Annotated in this window: 20 protein-coding genes and 1 pseudogene; 11 read left to right on the top strand and 10 right to left on the bottom strand. The window is 50.1% G+C overall.

Going from position 1 to position 17,631, the window contains the following annotated elements; translation table 11 throughout:
• Window position 1 precedes the first annotated feature (1 nt).
• Complete coding sequence (locus OO017_RS12320; RefSeq protein ID WP_266052801.1) at window positions 2-499, bottom strand: GAF domain-containing protein; 498 nt, start codon at window positions 497-499, stop codon at window positions 2-4.
• A 536-nt stretch (window positions 500-1,035) separates the two neighbouring features.
• Between OO017_RS12320 and OO017_RS12315 the strand changes: the two genes are divergently transcribed.
• Window positions 1,036-1,245 carry a hypothetical protein gene (locus OO017_RS12315; RefSeq protein ID WP_266052800.1) on the top strand — a complete coding sequence of 70 codons (210 nt, stop codon included), beginning with the start codon at window positions 1,036-1,038 and terminating at the stop codon, window positions 1,243-1,245.
• 22 nt (window positions 1,246-1,267) lie between these two features.
• On the opposite strand, the gene OO017_RS12310 is transcribed toward OO017_RS12315, so the two are convergent.
• Entirely contained in the window at window positions 1,268-1,588 is a 321-nt protein-coding gene (locus tag OO017_RS12310) for a hypothetical protein (RefSeq protein ID WP_266052799.1), read from the bottom strand.
• A gap of 291 nt (window positions 1,589-1,879) precedes the next feature.
• Between OO017_RS12310 and OO017_RS12305 the strand changes: the two genes are divergently transcribed.
• Window positions 1,880-2,455: an OsmC family protein gene (locus OO017_RS12305; protein ID WP_266052798.1), complete on the top strand. Its 576-nt coding sequence runs from the start codon at window positions 1,880-1,882 to the stop codon at window positions 2,453-2,455.
• A 68-nt stretch (window positions 2,456-2,523) separates the two neighbouring features.
• On the opposite strand, the gene OO017_RS12300 is transcribed toward OO017_RS12305, so the two are convergent.
• The 3 genes and pseudogenes from OO017_RS12300 to OO017_RS20085 all read right to left on the bottom strand — a co-directional run bounded on the left by OO017_RS12300 (window position 2,524) and on the right by OO017_RS20085 (window position 4,704).
• The gene (locus tag OO017_RS12300; protein WP_266052797.1) at window positions 2,524-3,414 is read right to left on the bottom strand and encodes a phosphorothioated DNA-binding restriction endonuclease; all 891 of its coding nucleotides are present in this window, start codon (window positions 3,412-3,414) and stop codon (window positions 2,524-2,526) included.
• A 28-nt stretch (window positions 3,415-3,442) separates the two neighbouring features.
• Window positions 3,443-3,907 (bottom strand): hypothetical protein, encoded by a 465-nt coding sequence (locus tag OO017_RS12295; RefSeq protein ID WP_266052796.1) that lies wholly within the window; start codon window positions 3,905-3,907, stop codon window positions 3,443-3,445.
• Window positions 3,908-4,002: 95 nt separating this feature from the next.
• A pseudogene (locus OO017_RS20085) lies at window positions 4,003-4,704 on the bottom strand (IS1 family transposase).
• A 236-nt stretch (window positions 4,705-4,940) separates the two neighbouring features.
• Between OO017_RS20085 and OO017_RS12280 the strand changes: the two are divergent.
• From OO017_RS12280 to OO017_RS12270, 3 genes are all read left to right on the top strand, one after another.
• Window positions 4,941-5,834 carry a Rieske (2Fe-2S) protein gene (locus OO017_RS12280; RefSeq protein ID WP_266052794.1) on the top strand — a complete coding sequence of 298 codons (894 nt, stop codon included), beginning with the start codon at window positions 4,941-4,943 and terminating at the stop codon, window positions 5,832-5,834.
• A gap of 188 nt (window positions 5,835-6,022) precedes the next feature.
• Window positions 6,023-7,219, top strand: coding sequence for a serine hydrolase domain-containing protein (locus tag OO017_RS12275; protein ID WP_266052793.1), 1,197 nt, complete (start codon window positions 6,023-6,025; stop codon window positions 7,217-7,219).
• A 155-nt stretch (window positions 7,220-7,374) separates the two neighbouring features.
• Entirely contained in the window at window positions 7,375-8,208 is an 834-nt protein-coding gene (locus OO017_RS12270) for a hypothetical protein (RefSeq protein WP_266052792.1), read from the top strand.
• 132 nt (window positions 8,209-8,340) lie between these two features.
• On the opposite strand, the gene OO017_RS12265 is transcribed toward OO017_RS12270, so the two are convergent.
• The gene (locus OO017_RS12265; protein WP_266052791.1) at window positions 8,341-8,895 is read right to left on the bottom strand and encodes a 3'-5' exonuclease; all 555 of its coding nucleotides are present in this window, start codon (window positions 8,893-8,895) and stop codon (window positions 8,341-8,343) included.
• Between the two features lie 380 nt (window positions 8,896-9,275).
• On the opposite strand from OO017_RS12265, the gene OO017_RS12260 reads away from it, so the two are divergent.
• The 6 genes from OO017_RS12260 to OO017_RS12235 all read left to right on the top strand — a co-directional run bounded on the left by OO017_RS12260 (window position 9,276) and on the right by OO017_RS12235 (window position 13,691).
• Window positions 9,276-9,944, top strand: coding sequence for a porin family protein (locus OO017_RS12260; protein ID WP_266052790.1), 669 nt, complete (start codon window positions 9,276-9,278; stop codon window positions 9,942-9,944).
• A 16-nt stretch (window positions 9,945-9,960) separates the two neighbouring features.
• Complete coding sequence (locus OO017_RS12255; RefSeq protein ID WP_266052789.1) at window positions 9,961-10,116, top strand: hypothetical protein; 156 nt, start codon at window positions 9,961-9,963, stop codon at window positions 10,114-10,116.
• Window positions 10,117-11,147: 1,031 nt separating this feature from the next.
• Window positions 11,148-11,588 (top strand): hypothetical protein, encoded by a 441-nt coding sequence (locus tag OO017_RS12250; protein ID WP_266052788.1) that lies wholly within the window; start codon window positions 11,148-11,150, stop codon window positions 11,586-11,588.
• Between the two features lie 5 nt (window positions 11,589-11,593).
• On the top strand, window positions 11,594-12,679 hold the full coding sequence (locus OO017_RS12245) for a toxic anion resistance protein (RefSeq protein ID WP_266052787.1): 1,086 nt from the start codon (window positions 11,594-11,596) through the stop codon (window positions 12,677-12,679).
• Window positions 12,679-12,855, top strand: a complete 177-nt coding sequence (locus tag OO017_RS12240) for a hypothetical protein (RefSeq protein ID WP_266052786.1) — start codon at window positions 12,679-12,681, stop codon at window positions 12,853-12,855. The genes OO017_RS12245 and OO017_RS12240 overlap by 1 nt, the downstream gene beginning before the upstream one ends.
• Window positions 12,852-13,691, top strand: a complete 840-nt coding sequence (locus OO017_RS12235; protein ID WP_266052785.1) for a hypothetical protein — start codon at window positions 12,852-12,854, stop codon at window positions 13,689-13,691. Before OO017_RS12240 ends, OO017_RS12235 begins: the two co-directional genes overlap by 4 nt.
• A 102-nt stretch (window positions 13,692-13,793) precedes the next feature.
• On the opposite strand, the gene OO017_RS12230 is transcribed toward OO017_RS12235, so the two are convergent.
• From OO017_RS12230 to OO017_RS12215, 4 genes are all read right to left on the bottom strand, one after another.
• Complete coding sequence (locus OO017_RS12230; protein WP_266052784.1) at window positions 13,794-15,197, bottom strand: M16 family metallopeptidase; 1,404 nt, start codon at window positions 15,195-15,197, stop codon at window positions 13,794-13,796.
• A gap of 9 nt (window positions 15,198-15,206) precedes the next feature.
• Window positions 15,207-16,661, bottom strand: a complete 1,455-nt coding sequence (locus OO017_RS12225) for a M16 family metallopeptidase (RefSeq protein ID WP_266052783.1) — start codon at window positions 16,659-16,661, stop codon at window positions 15,207-15,209.
• 474 nt (window positions 16,662-17,135) lie between these two features.
• Complete coding sequence (locus tag OO017_RS12220) at window positions 17,136-17,390, bottom strand: hypothetical protein (RefSeq protein ID WP_266052782.1); 255 nt, start codon at window positions 17,388-17,390, stop codon at window positions 17,136-17,138.
• On the bottom strand, window positions 17,377-17,631 hold a 255-nt coding region (locus tag OO017_RS12215; protein ID WP_266052781.1), incomplete at its 5' end, for an FAD-dependent oxidoreductase. The genes OO017_RS12215 and OO017_RS12220, both read right to left, overlap by 14 nt.

The raw sequence follows: 17,631 nt of genomic DNA, 5'->3' as shown, positions 1-17,631 counted from the left end.
TTTAAAGTTTGCCGCCGGATGTGGGCGCATGTGCACGAACACGGCGACTTAGTTCTTCCCCGATCTCCATTAAAGCTTTCTGTTCCTCTTCCGTAAAGTCGTAAGGAACAGGTTTGGCAATACCCAGAGTGCCATAGAGTTCGCCATCCAGGAGCATCGGAGCAGCCAGGGAGCCTTCTACTTTCGTTTCCTTTGCTGCGGGGCGTGCCACCCCCGAATTATCTGTCTGCAGGTTACACATCTCAACCGGCTTTCTGCGCTCGGCAGCTATGCCAGCCATCCCTTTTCCTATAGGAATCTCCTGCATTTTAGGAAGTAAGAAGGGCGGTATACCCTGCTGCGCCTGCAGCTTTAGCAGGTTCGTGTCAGGGTCTAGTAAGTGTATGGTGCCGGTAGTGCAATCAAAAGCGGCGATGATATCTGTAAGGAGTTGTCGCCAGTCCAGCGGGGCAGTATGGTTCCGGATAGCAGCGAGAATGGATGAAGAGGTAGATGCCATTTTTCTTTTATGTGCTCAGTCGTTTTGTTTAAAGCAACAACGGCTTCTGCTCTCCCGGGTTTAAAGCCGAAAGTGCAGAAGCCGGATTGCCTGTTGTTACTTAATCGTAGCTATTCTTTTTCTTTTCCAGCTTAGCGGCTTTCTTTTCCTTATTGGTTTTAGCCGGCTTCTTCTTTACGTCCTTTTTAGCGTCTTGTGACTTTGCCATAGGTTTAAGGTTTTAAGTGTACCTAAAGATACGATTTTTTTAGATTTATACTTATGTGCCTGTACGCCTACTTTATACTTTCAGATCCTCACCAGGTATAAAGCTCCCCGAACCACAAAGGGTAGAGTTAAACCACAGGAGAGGGTGAGTTTATACTTAGCCTTTACGCAGGGAAGCATAGATTTTCCGGGTGGCCTGCTTCCCGTGATTTTAAAAAACTGTTTCCCCAAAGCTTCCCCGCTACGTAAGTATAAATTAACCTTCTTTAGTCTGTAAGTGAATGGATTAACGTTCGGGTTACTGCCTTAAAAAATCAATTGCTAAAGCTATGGACAAGAAAAAATTTATATGCAAGTGGGGAGATTGGGATGACCACGGCATCAGCTCCTATGAACCCCGGGAAGAAGAAGTTTCGGAGAGTTTCTTTTCAAAAAGCAATGGGTACGAAGAAGAAGATATCAATGCGATCGATATGCTGGAGATCGGCGAGCAGTACGATATTACATCCGGTAACCAGATCGTGGAGAGGATAAAGTAAGTACGGCCTGGGCAATTTTAGGCTACTCCCAGCGCAGGTTAGAGTAGTGCACCTCCAACTCATCGGCCTCCAGGCCCAGGGCTATCCCGCGCTTCAGAATGAGACTGTTCGGGTGGGTGGGGTCGCTTAGTTCTTTCTCTATATCGCTGATGGTGGTCTTCAGCGGGTCGCCGCTGAAGAAGCGGAACCATACCTGCCTGCCAGTTTCCTCCTCCTCTTCCGCCTGCACCTGAAGCTCCATTTCACGCAACCGTTCTATTAAGGTGTCCAGGTCTATCTGGCCATCCAGGTAAAGGTTAAAGGCTGCTTTGGCTATGGGGATATATTGCGGTTGCTCGGTCATGGGGTATACAGGTAAGAGTAGGCTGCAAGTTAAGAAGTATAAATCTCACATCTCTGCAGCCGCCCCTTAAAATTAGTATGCCACGGGATAGTTTTATGGCACTGTCGCCACACGTGCAGCGAGCTCCAGGTTCCTTGCCAATGTCTATTTTAGCAATGCCTGCAGCCAGGTATCAAGATTTGTAAAAAAACAGGAGAATGTGTTTTGTAGGTTGATTATGAGTTGTTTGTGCGTATATACTAGTGTGTAGTAATGTCTGTTGTGGATTTTTTACCAATTATACGTAGTGCAATGGATACAACTAACAACCGCGTGAATGGCTTCAACCCCGAAGACATCACAGCAACCATCAATGCCTTAAAAGAAAATCCCGCCCTTGCCAGTTTTGAGTGGCGTGCGCACAACAAGTGGATAAACGGGGGGCACAACAGGAGCACGATACAGGGCTTTTACGGCGGCGGCAAAGAAGACACCTCCCGCGAGAAGCCATTTATAGTTGACAACGCCGAACCACCTATCCTGTTGGGAAACAACGAAGGCCCAAACCCAGTGGAGTTTATTCTTCATGGCCTGGCCGGATGCATGACCACCACCATGGTGTTACACGCTGCCGCCCACCGCATCCCGATCGACAGTGTGGAGACCAAACTCACAGGCGACTGGGACGCGCAGGGCTTCCTGGGGCTCGACCCAACCGTGCGGAACGGCTATAAACAGATTCATATTGACTTTAAAATTGAGGGCGACCTAACCGACGAGCAGAAGGAGCAGCTTATCTCCTTTGCCAAAAAATCACCGGTATACGACATCGTTACGCACGGGGTGCCGGTAGAGGTGGGCATGCAGGAACCGGAGGCAGTTGTCTGAGCAACAATGTGATTCATGACAACCATGCGTGATTGAATGGTTGCCTGTATGCGCCCAAGAAGTATAAACTATAGATCTCTGTAACCGCCTTTAAACACTTCATTTACATGCCAGATGGTGAACTCAGGATCGGGGTAAAAAGCTTTCTTCTGAGGAGGCTGTATGGACTTGCCGTGGTGCTGCAGCAGCCATTCGTTTGCGCCTAGGCCATTTACTTCGTCTGAAACCAGCATTCTCAGATCATGATTGATGGTAAATGCCCCCAGGTCGAACAGCTTATGGTGTGTGGCGCAGAGGGCGAGGCCGTTTACTTCCACATCAGGCCCACCAGCCTGGTGCCACATGATGTGCGCCGCTTCAAGGGCTAAGATTTTGTGTTTAAGCCGCACACCGAAGCCACAGACAGCGCATTTGTACTCATAGGCTTTCAGTATACTTTCCCGGAAGAGCGGGTCTCTTTTCCGGCTCTGTTTAGTTTTAGCAGCAGGTTCTGCAGTAATATCCAATCCTACAGCATCCAGGATATCCTGATGGAGTGTGTCCGGGAAATTCTGCTCTAGTATACTTTCTGCCACACTTTTTAAAAGCTCCGGGTTTTGCTTAAGCTGCTGCGTTACGGCATCCGGAAACTTACCTTGCAGGTCGTGGTCGCGAAGAAACTTCGACGTATAATCCTGCCTCGTATCCAGTAGCTCCGGCTTGTTGAACTGCCACAGGTTATCATTCGCCAGCTTAGTGAAGGGGAAGTTAGGGTAAAGCGTTTTCCGTTGCGGCCCAAAGTCAAGCAACAGGTCCTTTAGCCTCGGCTCTATACTGGTATAAGGTATAAAACCAGTGTTCCCTCTCTGGATCTCGCCCAACGCCAGCAGCATGAGCAGCGGCTTGTGCGGTGCTCTGGTGCCTTTGCTTTTCCAGGTGTTGATGTTTTGGAAGTGGGAGAGGAGGTCGGGGTTTGACATTCGTATTTTATAAATAAGCCACAAAAGCTCAATTAAATTCAGTCATTGCGCCTGTTATTTCGAATCCAAAACTTGTAGAGATATCAGGTGGGTAAACTTTCAATGAAAACGATTTTGAAGAATACGGCTTAATATATTCATATAAAACATACTGCTCCTCTTTTATTACTGATTCTGTTTTAGAATAATAGTAGACATTAACAATTACATCTTTGTAAGTAGCAAGAGCAGCCTCGTTCTTGATCGTGCCTTTGAGCAAAGCTCCATCATCTTCATATTTTGCAGACCTGAAAAGACTCGCTTCACGAATCTTTTTTCTCTGAGGCGACATTGTTACAGCGGAATCCTGAAGGTATACTGTTGGATTTAGTAGTTCCTCCGTCCTGAGTGCAGCTCTAATTTCTTCAGGAGATTTTGGCCTTTCAGTTGAGCAGCTTGAAATTGTAAAAATTAGAAGTAGTACCAGGGAGCTCCATAATAAACTTGTTTTCATTAGCACGCTTTAAAATATTTTATTAGTCTAATATATGAAAAAATATATGAATCAGTCTTGTTTATGCACATTACTATAAACGAAAGGGTTGTGGTCTACAATGAATGATAGTTTCTGTAATAGAATATTAGTTTCATGGCGTTATAGTGGTTCTGATCTTTTTTAGAGAAGCAGACTGTCTATCTTACAATTCTTCTGTTTCTAGTTCTCAGGCACAGGTTCATTCCTTCTATGTGTTTGGTAAATGCTATGCCACTAACATGCTTTTCTCGGGGCAATACCTTGGTGAAAGCTGGCCAGTCATCGGTGCAGAAGCAGTCTATTTCAAGTTTCTCCAGCTGCCGGTAGAGCCATCTGACCGTGTGCCGGCTGCGGTTGCCCCAGCTCCAGGCCAGCACCTCGCCCGTTTCCGGTGCGTAGGCGTAGAAGAGCCACCTTTTGCGTCTTTTCCGCTCTCTCACAAACGTCCATACCTCGTCTATCTGCACCGAGGTGTAGCTTTGCTGGCGGCGCCTGAAACGACAGGATTCGGCCTATTGGTTGAGCCACCGCAGCACGGTCTGCCGGTGCATGCCCGTCACCTCTTCGATGTCGCGGATGCCGGAGTTCCGCACCAGTATACCCAAGACCAGCTGTTTTACCCGGGAGCGGCACCCGGCCTTTTCATTTGCATACTGAAACTGCTTCCCACATGCTCGGCACAGGAAGTTCTGCTCGCCCGTGCGCTTTACGCCATTTTTCACTACTTTCACACTGTGGCAGTAGGGGCAATCTATCTGGATAGTTATCTCGCACATAACTTCCTGTAAACACCCTTACTGCATATTTATTCCCCCATCATACATTCTAGACCACTACCGAAAATTGTATAATGTTAAGCTGAAAATATATAAATTTTGAATATTTCGGCTCTCAGCCCCTGTAAGTGCAGGCAACAATGTACCCACTCAGTAAACCTGACCCCTCACCCCCTAAACCCCATTACCTCTTTTACGTTGCCTTATATAATTCAATTTAAGTAAAGAAAAAGCTAATGGATCAGAAAGATTTGTTTTACTCGATTTCACAGCAGGATTGGCTGGATAAGGCTGGAGATACACTACAGCCTGCTGTCAAGAAGACCTTTGAAGCAGGAGGGGAGGCCGGTAAAAGTATAAAGAACGCGCTGCACGGCACCTGGCTCGGGCACCCGCTGCACCCTGCCATCACGGATGTGCCAATCGGGGCCTGGACCACCGCCACCGTGCTGGACGGGCTGGAGCTGTTCGGCGAGAAAAAATACGCTCCCGGGGCGGATGCTGCTGTGGCAGTCGGGCTTGTGGGTGCGGTGGGAGCGGCAGTGACCGGCCTCACCGACTGGTCGGGCACCACCAAGGAAAGGCGCAAGATAGGGATGTTGCACGGCATGCTGAATGTTGGGGCTACGGCGCTTTATGCCGCTTCCCTTTTCCTGCGCGGGCGCAAGGAGTCGCGCGGGGCGGCTATCGGCCTTTCGATGCTGGGCTACGGCGTAGCGAGTGCAGGGGCCTACCTGGGGGGCCACCTGGTGTTTGGCAAGCAGGTGGGCGTAGACCACACAGCTACCTCGGCGGTGTACCCGGAGGATTTCGTGGCTGTGCTGCCGGAAAGTGAGTTGAAGGAAAACCAGATGCGCTGCGTAAAAGCTGGCGAAGTGCCGGTGCTGCTGGTCCGGGAGAAAGGGGAGGTTTATGCCCTCGCCCATACCTGTTCGCACCTGGGCGGCCCGCTCTCAGAAGGTGACCTGCTCGACGGCGGCCGCGTGCGCTGTCCGTGGCACGGCTCAGTTTTCTCTTTAGAAGATGGCAGCGTGGTAGATGGCCCGGCAACAGAGCCGCAGCCCCGGTTTGAAGTACGGGTAAAAGATGGCCAGATCGAGGTCCGGACTCCCAAATCAGAAAACAAATAAAGGAGTGTCACGGATGGGCAGGCAAGGGCCTGTCCGTGCTACCTGGCCCAGGAAACGGTTTAGGCTGCTTTTCCGGGCACACCCCGATTTTGCGCACGCTACTAGACTTGGTAAAAGCCTGTTTATCATTGCATAGCAGGGGTATAAGCCGTATATTCAAGTTTGCTGTAGATTAACCCTTTGTAACTATGAGAAAACTGTACATCCTTCTTCTTGCTGTGCTACCCCTCACCACCCACGCCCAAACCATTACCCGGCTCGACGGAAGCAAGATTACCGCTGCTGCCCTGGACCAAAAGGTACAGCAGCTGATGGCGGATGCACAGGTACAGGGCCTGGCCGTTACGGTCTTTAACCACAACCAGCCGGTTTATAAAAAAGCGTTTGGCTACAAGAACTACAAAACAAAGGAGCCTCTCAAAACCAGTACCAACCTGTATGGCGCCTCCCTGAGCAAGGCGGTTTTTGCAGTGCTGGTGATGAAACTGGTGGAAGAAGGCGTGCTGGACCTGGACAAACCGCTGCAGGGGTATCTGCCCAAGCCCATTTATACATATGAGCCCCAGGCCAAATGGCACGATAACTACAGCGATCTCAAAGAAGACAGCCTCTACCAAAAGATAACAGCCAGGATGGCGCTGGCGCATACATCCGGATTCCCCAACTGGCGGTTTTTTGAAGAGGATAAGAAGCTGCGGGTAAAGTATGAGCCCGGCTCCAGGTATAGCTACTCCGGCGAGGGGCTGGTGTATCTGCAGGTGGTGCTGGAGAAAATGACCGGAAAACCGCTGGAGGAACTGATGCAGGTAAAGGTATTTAAGCCGATGGGCATGAAGCAATCGTCGTATACCTGGCAGCCGCGCTTTGAAAAGGATTTTGCGCTGGGGCATAAAGCAACAGGGGAGCTCTATAAAAAGGATAAGGACAACGAAGCCCGCTCGGCCAGCACCCTCGAAACCAGCCTGGATGATTATACTTTGTTCACAGAAGGAGTGCTGCAGCACCAGCTCCTCAAGCCAGCCACCACCAAAGAAATGTTCTCTCCCCAGATCCGGATACGTTCCGTAAAACAGTTCGGTCCCCTGAGCCAGCGCGACACAACCGCCAACGACGCCATCGCCCTGAGCTACGGCCTTGGCTGGGGGTTGCTGCAATCGCCGTACGGCACAGGGGCTTTTAAGGAAGGCCACGGCGACGGCTTTCAGCATTACTCCATCATCTTCCCCGAGGCTGGCACAGGCATTATCATACTCAGCAACAGCGACAACGCCGAGGGTATTTTTAAAGAGCTTCTCGAAACGGCTATAGCAGACACGTATACACCCTGGTACTGGGAGAACTACATCCCTTACCATCAAGCTTCATCTCAACCAGAAAAAGACTAGCTTGTAAAACTGCCCAAAAGTGAACAGGATTGTCCCGGAATGGACATTGTGCAGGTGTGTAAAAAAGATGATTTGTTTGAAATTTGCTGATTTTTGATGTTTTGTAAAGTTGGTATATAAATTGGCTATATAGGTGCATAAGACAAAATAAACCTATGAAAAACATTGCCATGAAACCATTCCAATCCATGCTGCTGGCAGGACTATGTTTGTCAGCTGTAGCTTTCTCCTCCTGCGACAGAGAGGACGTTATACCTGCCAAGCCTGCTACAGGTACTCCGCCTCCTGCCAAACCAACCACACCTAATACGCCGCCTCCAACCAACACCCCGCCGCCGGTTACGAATAACAGCTTACTAAAGCAGTTTGATACCAGGATTTATACTTATGATACACAAAGCAGGCTGGTGGAATTAAGCTATACCAACCAGGCAGACATAGGGTACAAAGTAGTGTATGAAGGGGATAGGCCGGTAAGACTCGACTTTAAAAATGGCGAGTACCTGCTGTATACTTATAAAGGAGATAAAGTAGATAAGGCTGTTGTTTACAGCACCAACAACCAAAAGAGGCTTGCCTTTACCTTTGCCTATAGTGGGGATAAACTGGTGAAGGAAACACTTGTTATGACGCTGGGACCAGGATGGGAGAAGACAAGCATCTCAGATTTTAAGTATGACGCAAATGGTAACCTGACGGAGAGCGTAGTGTTCTGGTGGCTAAGTGATAGTCCGGATGTGATGCGAGGCCCCAGCATTGTGAAGTGGGGTAACTACGACAACAAGCCAAACCCTTCGCCCCACGCTGAATTTTTCTATTACTTACCTGGCGTAAAGATGTTTAACAACAATCCTGGCTTCAGGGATCCGGGAATAAACAAGGAGCTTTATACGTATACCTACCACGCTTCCGGAATGCCTAAGCAACGCACCGTACAGTTAGAAAACCACCCGGAGTTGCCGCCTTATACCGAAAGTTATACTTATTGATACAGCCTACCCATAGCTCCTGACGAAAAGCTGGAGCCCGATCATACATAAACCAGAACAACCGCTATACTTACAGGTATGCGGTTGTCCTGCTTCTGGCCCATCCTTGCTGAAGTTGGTAAGGGGAGGAGGTTAGATGTGGCTGATCTTGCTTCCCATTCTGTCGGCAAAGTCTGCCTCTGTGGTGGTGCCGGTCAGCTCCATGGCCTTCAGTGACAACCTGGCGCAGGCATCGGCATCGGAGGCGGCCCGGTGGTGCAGGAAATTGATGCGGTGCATGTTGCAGAGCGTCTTCAGGTCGTACTTGTGCATGCCTTTCCAGATGTTCTTCGAGAATTTGAGGCTGCAGGCATAGCGGGCCTCCGGCAGCGGGATGTTATAGGTAGCCAGCGTTTTGCGTAGCACGCTCATATCAAAACTGGCGTTGTGCGCGATCAGGAACTCCCCCTCCAGGTAGGGTTGCAGCACCGGCCACAGTTCCCGGAAATCCGGCTGGTCTTTCACGTCAGAAGGCAGTATGTCATGCACTGCCACATTAAACGAGTTGAAGTGCGGGTAATACAGCGGCTTTATCAGCCAGGAGCGGGTTTCCACGATTTGCTTGTCCCGAACCACTGTTATACCAATCTCACAAGGGCTGTCTCGCTGCGGTGTGGCTGTCTCGAAGTCTAGGGCTATAAAATCCATGGGGCAAAGGTAAAGATTTATACTTGTAGGGTTTTCTTAATTTGCATGGCTGGGGCTGTTTGCCTCTTTTTTCCCGCTCCCCGAATAGCCAGGCAACTATGGCAGGAAGTCCTGCTGAAACCGGTGCTAACGGAGAAACAGGAACGCCATTAGCTAAAGATGGCACTTCATTTTTAAAGGATAATTTTTGCTGTTAAGAAGAACTTTTATAGAACTTTAGTAAGATGTGGTTTAATGTTACGTTTTTTAGCTCTGATTATCAGTAATATATAACTTGGTTTGCAGCGTGTGCCGTTTTTGACAAGAATTGAGTATGAAAACCTGCTATATAAGAAGGCACGTATATTGCCCGTTTACTACCAAACAAACAAATACCGATTATGATGAAGAAGTTTTTCTTTGCAGTTGCCCTGGCCTTTGGCACGTTTACAGCTGCGCAGGCGCAGGCAACATTTGGCGTAAGGGGAGGAGCAAACCTGACAAACCTGTCCGGCGATCTGCAGAACGAGGAGAGGTTTGAGAACAAGGTGTCCTTCCATGGAGGTGTTACCCTGAACTTTCCGGTGGTAGAGGATTTCTTCTCTATTCAGCCGGAGCTGCTTTACTCCAGAAAAGGCTTTAAGAACAACAGCGAGGAGTATACCAACCTGCTGCTGCAGAAAAGAAGGCGCGAAGGCAGCGTAGATTACAACTACCTGGACTTGCCTATTCTGGGCCACTTCAATGCCGGACCGGTATACTTCGAGATGGGACCGCAACTGGGCTACCTGCTGAGTGTGAATAACAAAACCGAGATCTACGACGGTGACGGCACCCGCATCTCCAGCGAGAAAGATGCTAAGAGTAAGGATGGATTGTCTGAGTTTGAGATGGGTTACGCGGCAGGTGTTGGTTTTAATGCCAGCAACGGCATCAGCCTTGGTATCCGCTACAACGGCGCTTTCTCCGACTTCGTGAAAGAGGATGTGAACTTTGAGGGCGACTTGACAAACGCCCGCCACTCCGTGTTTATGCTGACGCTGGGCCTGCGTTTCCCGTCAGGTAACTAAGTATAAAGTATAAACTATGGAAGCTGCCAGCCTTGCCTTTTGGGCAGGGCTGGTATTTTTGTATGCTCTCTTTCATTGGCTTTGTGCTGGTATTTCCGGTGCAGGTGTTTCAATTGTGGCTTCTCCATTATGGCCAATTATGGCTCATTATGGCTCAAGTATTTATACTTGAGTCCTTTTATGGTGTTGAGTTTGTAACTCAACTGGCTCGGAGAGCCATACTTTATACTTTGGCTATACTTCATACTTGTCGATTTATACATTAGTGGCTGCTGCTTCCTATAACTTGAGCTAAGCTACCCGCTGTTCCGGACATCCCTGTCCGGGACTTCTCTGCCGCGGACTTCCTAGTCCGCGCAATCCGTACTTTATACTTCCATAGCCGCTGCTTTTGTAGTTTGATACAAGCTATCTTTTCTAGCTACCGCTCATCCTCAGTCTTGCATACCTATCGTTTCACTTCAGGCTTTGGCGCCCTCCAGCCCGGGAGGGCTCGTATTCCCGCATCGCGCTGGGACCTTTTCCTTTGCTCCTGCGTCGCAATGCCCTCACGGGCACCGGAAAAACTCCAAAGGCGCTCTTTGTCGAGGGCCCCTACCCCCACGGAAAGACTGGGAACATTTTCCAATAGCCACCGCTGACGGAGCTTGAGCAGAACTCCCCTCCTTGGACAAGGAGGGGCTAGGGGTGGTTGGATGATCCTGCTGATGAAAACAGGAACTAAGTCCTCCTTGTGGGTAGAGGCCCTAAACAAAGAAGGGGGCAGGGGGATGAAATCGCCTGCTGAATATTCCCCTCTCGGGAGGGGCCAGGGGTGGGTTAACACTTTTGCTGATGACAGCCATCCCCAACGATGAAACTTACACTTCAACATCAGTAACCACCCCTGCCCCTCCTCTAGACTAACCAAAACGTGATTTTTGAGCTGGCGAGCGTAGCTCTCAAGGGGTGGGTTTACACTTTTGCACAGACAGATCGCGAGCTGGCCGCTCTACACCAGCAGCTATAAAACTTATCCCATATTGTCTGCAACCATAACGCTAATGGTATGTTATACTTTCAGTACCTCCGCCTCTTTAGGTGCTAGCAACCCTCGCTAAAAGCAGAGGGCAAGGGGGAATTAATAGCGCTTCATCTACCCACCGCCAATCCACGTATAGAAAAGTATAAATGCATCTTGTCAGATAAATAGTACAATCATATATGTTATTCTTTTGGATTTTCGTTATAGGGGCAGTGCTGGGCTACGTGTTCGGGCATTACGTAAAACCCAACCGGAAACTGCACAAAGCTATTCAGCAGGCCCGCCTGGCAGGGCAGTCCATGCTGGAGGAAGGAAACCAGGGCGTGTACCGCACCATCGTAACAGACCATAACCAGACATCTGAACTAGTAGTGGAGGTAAAGGAGCTGGCAGTAACCAGGGCCGGGCAGGTGAAGGTGGAGTATCTCAGCGCCTACTATAAAAACCCGGAATTCCGGACCAGGAAAGGGGAGGCCCTGATGCGCGAAGTGCGTGAGCTGCTGGGCGATTACCTGCCCTTAAACGACGTTGAATGGTATGAAAATACGGAGCGGCACGAGCAGGCCCTTAAACACCTGGATACACTGGATAAGCTACAAAAACAACATATCGGATCTTAAAGGCCATGGAAAAAACCAACATCGCGATTACTGAAAACAAGGAGCTGCTACAGCAGAAAGCACAGGACTTTTCTAAAACAATTGACCCTGAAAAGCCCGAATCCCTGACCAACTTTGGCGTAGAGACGCAGCGCAAGCTTGGCCACTACTCCAACGAGCTCCTGGCGAAGGTAAAAGCAAAAGACTCCGGAGACGCCGGCACCGCCATAAACGAGCTGCTGGCCCAGATCAACATGATCAAGATTGATGAGCAGGAGAAGCGGGGTTTCCTGTCCCGGCTCCCGTTCGGTAAGAAGCTGCAGGACCGCTCTAAAAAGCTGGCCATTCAGTACAACACCATTTCGGAAAACGTGGATGACGTGGTGATCAAGCTGGAAAAAACAAGGCAGAGCGTTCTGAAAGACTCCACCAGCCTGGAAGTGATGTTTAAGCAGGCTGTGGAGTATATACAGGAGGTGCGCGCCGTGATTGCAGCCGGCAAGATGAAGATTGAGGAGATTGAGAATGAGTTGATCCCGAAACTGCAGGAAGAGGTGGAGACAAGTAACCAGGATGAGCTGGTGGTGCAGCGCCTCAGCGACATGATCGCCTTTAAAGACCGCCTGGAGAAAAAGGTGCACGACCTCACCCTCTCTCATACTATCGCGACGCAGTCAATGCCGCAGATCCGCATGATTCAAACCACCAACGATGTGCTGGCCCAGAAAATACAGAACTCCATTGTAACGGTTATCCCGGTGTGGCGCCAGCAGGTGGCCATCGCCCTCGGGCTGGAGAAGCAGCGCAAGGCCCTGGAGATACAGAAAAAAGTAACCGACACCACCAATGAGATGCTCCTGAAGAACTCGCAGCTGCTCAAAACCAATGTAGTGAACGCTGCCAAGGAGAACGAGCGTGGCATAGTGGATGTGGAGACGCTGAAAAAGGTAAACCGCGACATGGTAGAGACACTGGATGCCGTGGTGAAGATTTCGGAGGAAGGCAGTAAAAAGCGCGCTGAAGCCGTGAAAGAGCTTGCCAGCGTGCAGGAAGAGCTTAACAACAAGATCATTGGCACCTTCGGCAAGTCTAAGAAAATTGAGACAGAGTAATGGCTGCGGATAAAGAACTGAAAAATACCGGAAACCACTTCCTGACGCAGGAGCAGGAGGCGCTGCTGGACTTATACCTTCAGAGACTGGATACTATTTTTGAGGAAATGAAAGCTTCGGAAAAAGTGCAGGTGGAGATAGAAACGCAGCATTTAAAAAAGATACTTCATAGATGATAAAGCTTTTGCGCACCCTTTTCGGGCTGGGCGGGGTAACCGGCAACAGGAAAGTAGTCGGCAGCCCTGAAAGTATAGACGTGAAGGATGTGCCCTACATTGAAGAGTCGAACCAACGCTTGGCGGCGCTGCAGGAGCTGTACAACAGGTATAAAAGTACTCCTTACGCCCAGCAGCTGAAGGCAGCCTATGAGAAAACGAAGCGCATCCATACTTACCTGGTGGCCAGAAGCCGTGGGCAAGAGCTGGAGGTTTTTCACCTGCAGCATACGGATCATTTTCTGAACACCTTCACCGTTATCCTCCATGCACACCAGCAGCAACTGGAACAGGAAAAGATACCGGCCCCACAAAAGCCGCAGCCAGTCAGGAAGCAGGATATAATGGGGCGTACGTTGGTGATCGGCCCCTTCCGGAGCGACAGGAAAGAGGTAAAGGCCGCGCGCATGCAGAACCGCGAAACCAGCCAGCGGGTTTTTGTGGACATTCAGGAGGCCAATACCGACGTTCCCCGTCTTGCTTTGCCCGAGATCTCCATCAACACCTACTCTAAAATCGTGTATCTGCGCGAGGATGTGTCTGACGGGTTGACCACCAATGAGATCGGTTTCACCGCCACGCCGGAGGAGAAGGAGACCTTTGTGAACTATATTTCGTCGCGGCTGGGCCTGCACGATATAACCTACGCCGGAAACGCGATGGTATACCTGCCTACCCACGATAGCAACCACCCTGCCGAGATGCTGCCCGTAATACATTGGCACGGCTGCCCATATGTGCTCAACATGGAGGAGTTCCGCCTCTACCCGGTGCGCACCTACAGAAAGCGGTGGTAATAGGTTTTGCGGGAGAACTTCTAAAGTATAAACAAGCACATAACAGACAGGCCCCGGAATAGCATCCGGGGCCTGTCTGTTATGTATAAAGTGTAGCCAGTACTATTGGGTAACCGGCATTTTCTTCAGGTCCTCCTGAAACTTCTTCAGCTGCTTATCGATCACTTTTTTATCTCCCACCACTACCAGTGTCATATCTTTGGGGCGCAGGTATTCCTTGGTTGTTTCCTGCACCTCGGCCGGTGTAATGGCATGTATATTCTCTACCTGGTTTGTAAGGAACGAGTCGGGGAGGTTGTGCAGGTCCAGGAAGTTGAGTTGGCTGATGATGCCTCCCGGCGTAGAGTTGCGTAGCACAAAAAGACCAGCCTCATAGTTTTGTATGCCTTTGAGTTCCTCTTCTGTAGGCGGCTCCTTTCTAAGCCTGTCAATCTCGTATACTATTTCTTTCAACGAGTTGCCGGTGTGTTCGGTGGTTACGTCAGCCTGCTCCGACCAGTCGCCTACTCTATACTTGGCAGACACGGAGCTGGAAGGGGAGTAAGTATAGCCTTTGTCTTCGCGGATGTTGCGGGTGATGCGGGAGCCGAATGAGCCGCCCAACAAGGAGTTCGTTACGCGCAGCGCCATGTAGTCAGGGTGAGATGGATCAACTACAGGCAAGCCCAGCAGTAGGGTTGACTGCGGCGCTCCGGGTCTGTCCACTACGATCATGTCACCCTTTGTGACTGGCTTGGCAACCGGGATTTCACGGGCCGGGCCTTCCCTCCAATCAGACAGAGAAGACGAAATAGCCTCTTTCATGGCAGCTTCATCAAACTTGCCGGCCACGTAGACATTCGTGCGCTTGGCTCCAAACTGCTTCTGGTAAAAGTCCTTTACCTGCTCCAAAGTATAGGCGTCAATCTCTTTATCCGTTGGTATGCCCCTGCCATAAGGGTGATCGCCGTAAAGGGCTTTGTTAAATTTATTATAGGCCTGCATGCCCGGCTGCGCCCGCTGCAGGTTCATGCGGCGCTTAAAGTCGTTCTTTATCCGCTCCAGCTCCGACTCCGGGAAACCAGGCTCCTGCAGTACCTCCGCCATCAGCCTTACCAGCTCCGGGCCATACTCCGACAGCGCATCGGCGTTAATATAAGTTTGAGTCTGGCCGATACTGATGTTCAGCGAGCCGCCCATACGTGCCACTTCTTCGGCAATCTGCGTGGCAGATCGGGAGGTGGTGCCTTCCTGCATTAGGTGGCCTGCAATATCGGCCAATCCGTTCTCAGACGGCTGTTCATGTACGTTACCGGCCTGCACGATTATACTTACCGTTACCTTTGGTACTTCTCCATAGGGCACCATGGTTGCCTCCAAGCCGTTCGGTAAGGTAAATTCCTGTTTCGGAGGCAAGTTAAAGTTTCTTGGTTCTCCGCCTTCCGGTGGTGTCTGCTTTTGTGCCAGGGCAAGACCTGTGTTCATTGCCAAAAGCACGCTTATCGTTAATGAAAGTATATTTCTCATATCGTTGCCTTAAATCTGTGCCTGTGGATTTACTACTAAAATGGTGCGGTTTGTTGGCCGGAGGTACTCTTTAATGGTTTGCTGCATCACTTCCGGCGTTACTTTTTTAAACTCTTCTTCCAGCTCGTTGATGCGGGAAGGGTTATCATCGAACAAAGCAAATGTGGCCAGCAGGTCTGCCTTGCCAAATCCATACATTTGGCTTACCTGGTCGTAGAGGGAGGAGCGCATCTTTACTAGCGCCAGATCAAGCTGCTCCTGCGTTATTCCGTTCTGCTGCAGTTTTGCTATCTCCTGGTCCAGCACATTGATGATGGAGTCTGCCGACACTTCTTTGTCGTGTACCAAGTCGCCCATCCAGAGCATAGGCCCGTTGTAGTTAAACATGTTGCCCAGGTAATTAATGCCGCCGCTTACAGAGCCGGTGTAGCCTTTGTCCTGCACCAGCGCCTGGTGCAGGCGGCTGTCATCGCCCTGCAGCAGTATCTGGTCGAGCAGACCCATGGCATAATATTCCGGAGTGTTGCGCTCTGGCATGTGGTAGGCAAAGGCGATGGCAGGCTTGTTAGCCAATTTATCGTCTTTAGTAAAGCGCTGCTCTTTCTCCTGGCGCGGCTCGGTCAGGTTTGCCTTTTCAGGAAGTGGGGCAGACGGAATATCTCCGAAATACTGCTGCACCCACTCTTTGGCCTGGGCAGGGTCAAAATCGCCCACTACTACGAGAGCAGCATTGTTGGTAGCATAGTACGTTTTGAAAAAAGACTGTACGTCTTCCAGGCTGGCAGCGTCCAGGTCTTCCAGGTCGCCGTAAAAATTGTGCGCGTTATACCAGTTCTTGTTCGCGTACTGGGGCATGTCCAGCCACGGGAAACCACCGTAGGGCTGGTTCAGCACGTTTACCTTCACCTCGTTCTTTACCACACCCTGCTGGTTCGTCAGGTTCTCCTGGGTAATGTTGAGGCCCTTCATCCGATCTGCCTCCGCCCAGAGCATTGTCTCCAGCTTATGCGCCGGCACAATCTCGAAATAATTTGTAAAGTCGAACCGCGTACTGCCGTTTAACACACCGCCGTTCTTCTGCACCAGCTGTATAAACTCCATTTTGCCCAAGTTATCAGAGCCCTGGAACATCATGTGCTCAAACAAGTGCGCAAAGCCGGTGCGGTCTTTCGGCTCGATCCTGAACCCGATGTTGTAGTAAGCGGCTACCGTAACAATAGGAGCCGTTTTGTCGGGCGATAAGATTACTTTCAAGCCATTATCCAGCGTGTAGTACTCCACGGGCACCTCAAATTCGGATGCAGTGTCAGCCTCTACAGTCTCTGTTGTTGCAGTGGCTACAGAGGTATCAGCCGTGTGCGAAGTTGTTTTCTGGCTACAGGAAGCCAGTGCCAAACCCACCCCAATCACCAGCGGCAGTAGCCGGTAATTTCGAATGCTTAATTTTTTTGAAGTAACATGCATATTTATAGTTAGTTATGGGTTAACAAGAGGATGTTCTATAAATATAGCATTATACGATTATTTATCGCATATATACAACTAAATATAACTTTATTTTGGATTTTTATACCTGTGATGGATTTGATGTTGAAGCATCTTCTTTTTGTGCCATGCGGAAAGCTGCCTTCAGCTAGGTGTGGTAACCTGAAAAAGCTCCAGAATATGGAGTAAGGAGTTATTTGAATTTAAGTTGTGATTTATAAGTATAAAAAATGGAATCAGCGGTCTGTTTTTTCGGGGGAGGTCAACCGTTGCGCCTGAATGGTGAAGGATTGGCTGGAAAGGAGGTATGGGTTTTCCTGAGCAGCACCCTTACCGGAAACGCGTTGACCGGTGCACACAGGCTGCGGAAGCTTTGGAACTGTTGTAAGACAGGTATAAAAAAATCCCCTCAGAAAGTGCTGAAGGGATTTTTTTATTAGTGGAAGTTATACGTTATACTTGCTTTTTCTGCTTTTCTTCAGCATCGGTTTTAGAGGCTGGTATGCTACAGCCACTGGCACCACAGCAGCCGCTGTTGGTTAAAGCCTGAAAAAGGAAAAGGCCGGCAATGGCGCCATAGAAGATTTCGCCTGCCTCGATAGCTTGCACCGCCAGCACAATGCCCAGAACCAACCTGATCCAGCGGGCCAGGTGCCAGCCTGTTAACAGCTGCCGTTTTATACTTTGGATCATTTTATACCTGCTCAACTTGTGTATGCATTTCCTTGGCAGCCAGGTATCGCTCGGCGTCGAGGGCGGCCATGCAGCCCGAGCCCGCCGCCGTGACGGCCTGGCGGTACGTGAAGTCCTGCACGTCGCCGCAGGCGAAAACCCCGTCGATGTTGGTCTTGGCCGTGCCGGGGATGGTGCGGATGTAGCCGTTCTCGTCCAGGTTCAGGTACTCCTTGAAGATACCGGAGTTTGGCTCATGGCCGATGGCCACGAAGAA

Origin of the sequence: Pontibacter anaerobius (assembly GCF_026241195.1) — a bacterium.
Taxonomy (GTDB): Bacteria; Bacteroidota; Bacteroidia; order Cytophagales; family Hymenobacteraceae; genus Pontibacter; species Pontibacter anaerobius.
Note: the sequence above shows the minus strand (reverse complement) of the source record. Positions and strands in the feature narration are given on the sequence as shown.

Coding starts and splice junctions, on each gene's coding strand:
- OO017_RS12250 (WP_266052788.1), top strand. CDS start 11,148: ATGTTATTCTTTTGGATTTTCGTTATAGGGGCAGTGCTGGGCTACGTG.
- OO017_RS12315 (WP_266052800.1), top strand. CDS start 1,036: ATGGACAAGAAAAAATTTATATGCAAGTGGGGAGATTGGGATGACCAC.
- OO017_RS12275 (WP_266052793.1), top strand. CDS start 6,023: ATGAGAAAACTGTACATCCTTCTTCTTGCTGTGCTACCCCTCACCACC.
- OO017_RS12310 (WP_266052799.1), bottom strand. CDS start 1,588: ATGACCGAGCAACCGCAATATATCCCCATAGCCAAAGCAGCCTTTAAC.
- OO017_RS12320 (WP_266052801.1), bottom strand. CDS start 499: ATGGCATCTACCTCTTCATCCATTCTCGCTGCTATCCGGAACCATACT.
- OO017_RS12240 (WP_266052786.1), top strand. CDS start 12,679: ATGGCTGCGGATAAAGAACTGAAAAATACCGGAAACCACTTCCTGACG.
- OO017_RS12270 (WP_266052792.1), top strand. CDS start 7,375: ATGAAAAACATTGCCATGAAACCATTCCAATCCATGCTGCTGGCAGGA.
- OO017_RS12305 (WP_266052798.1), top strand. CDS start 1,880: ATGGATACAACTAACAACCGCGTGAATGGCTTCAACCCCGAAGACATC.
- OO017_RS12280 (WP_266052794.1), top strand. CDS start 4,941: ATGGATCAGAAAGATTTGTTTTACTCGATTTCACAGCAGGATTGGCTG.
- OO017_RS12255 (WP_266052789.1), top strand. CDS start 9,961: ATGGAAGCTGCCAGCCTTGCCTTTTGGGCAGGGCTGGTATTTTTGTAT.
- OO017_RS12295 (WP_266052796.1), bottom strand. CDS start 3,907: ATGAAAACAAGTTTATTATGGAGCTCCCTGGTACTACTTCTAATTTTT.
- OO017_RS12245 (WP_266052787.1), top strand. CDS start 11,594: ATGGAAAAAACCAACATCGCGATTACTGAAAACAAGGAGCTGCTACAG.
- OO017_RS12265 (WP_266052791.1), bottom strand. CDS start 8,895: ATGGATTTTATAGCCCTAGACTTCGAGACAGCCACACCGCAGCGAGAC.
- OO017_RS12235 (WP_266052785.1), top strand. CDS start 12,852: ATGATAAAGCTTTTGCGCACCCTTTTCGGGCTGGGCGGGGTAACCGGC.
- OO017_RS12300 (WP_266052797.1), bottom strand. CDS start 3,414: ATGTCAAACCCCGACCTCCTCTCCCACTTCCAAAACATCAACACCTGG.
- OO017_RS12260 (WP_266052790.1), top strand. CDS start 9,276: ATGATGAAGAAGTTTTTCTTTGCAGTTGCCCTGGCCTTTGGCACGTTT.
- OO017_RS12230 (WP_266052784.1), bottom strand. CDS start 15,197: ATGAGAAATATACTTTCATTAACGATAAGCGTGCTTTTGGCAATGAAC.
- OO017_RS12225 (WP_266052783.1), bottom strand. CDS start 16,661: ATGCATGTTACTTCAAAAAAATTAAGCATTCGAAATTACCGGCTACTG.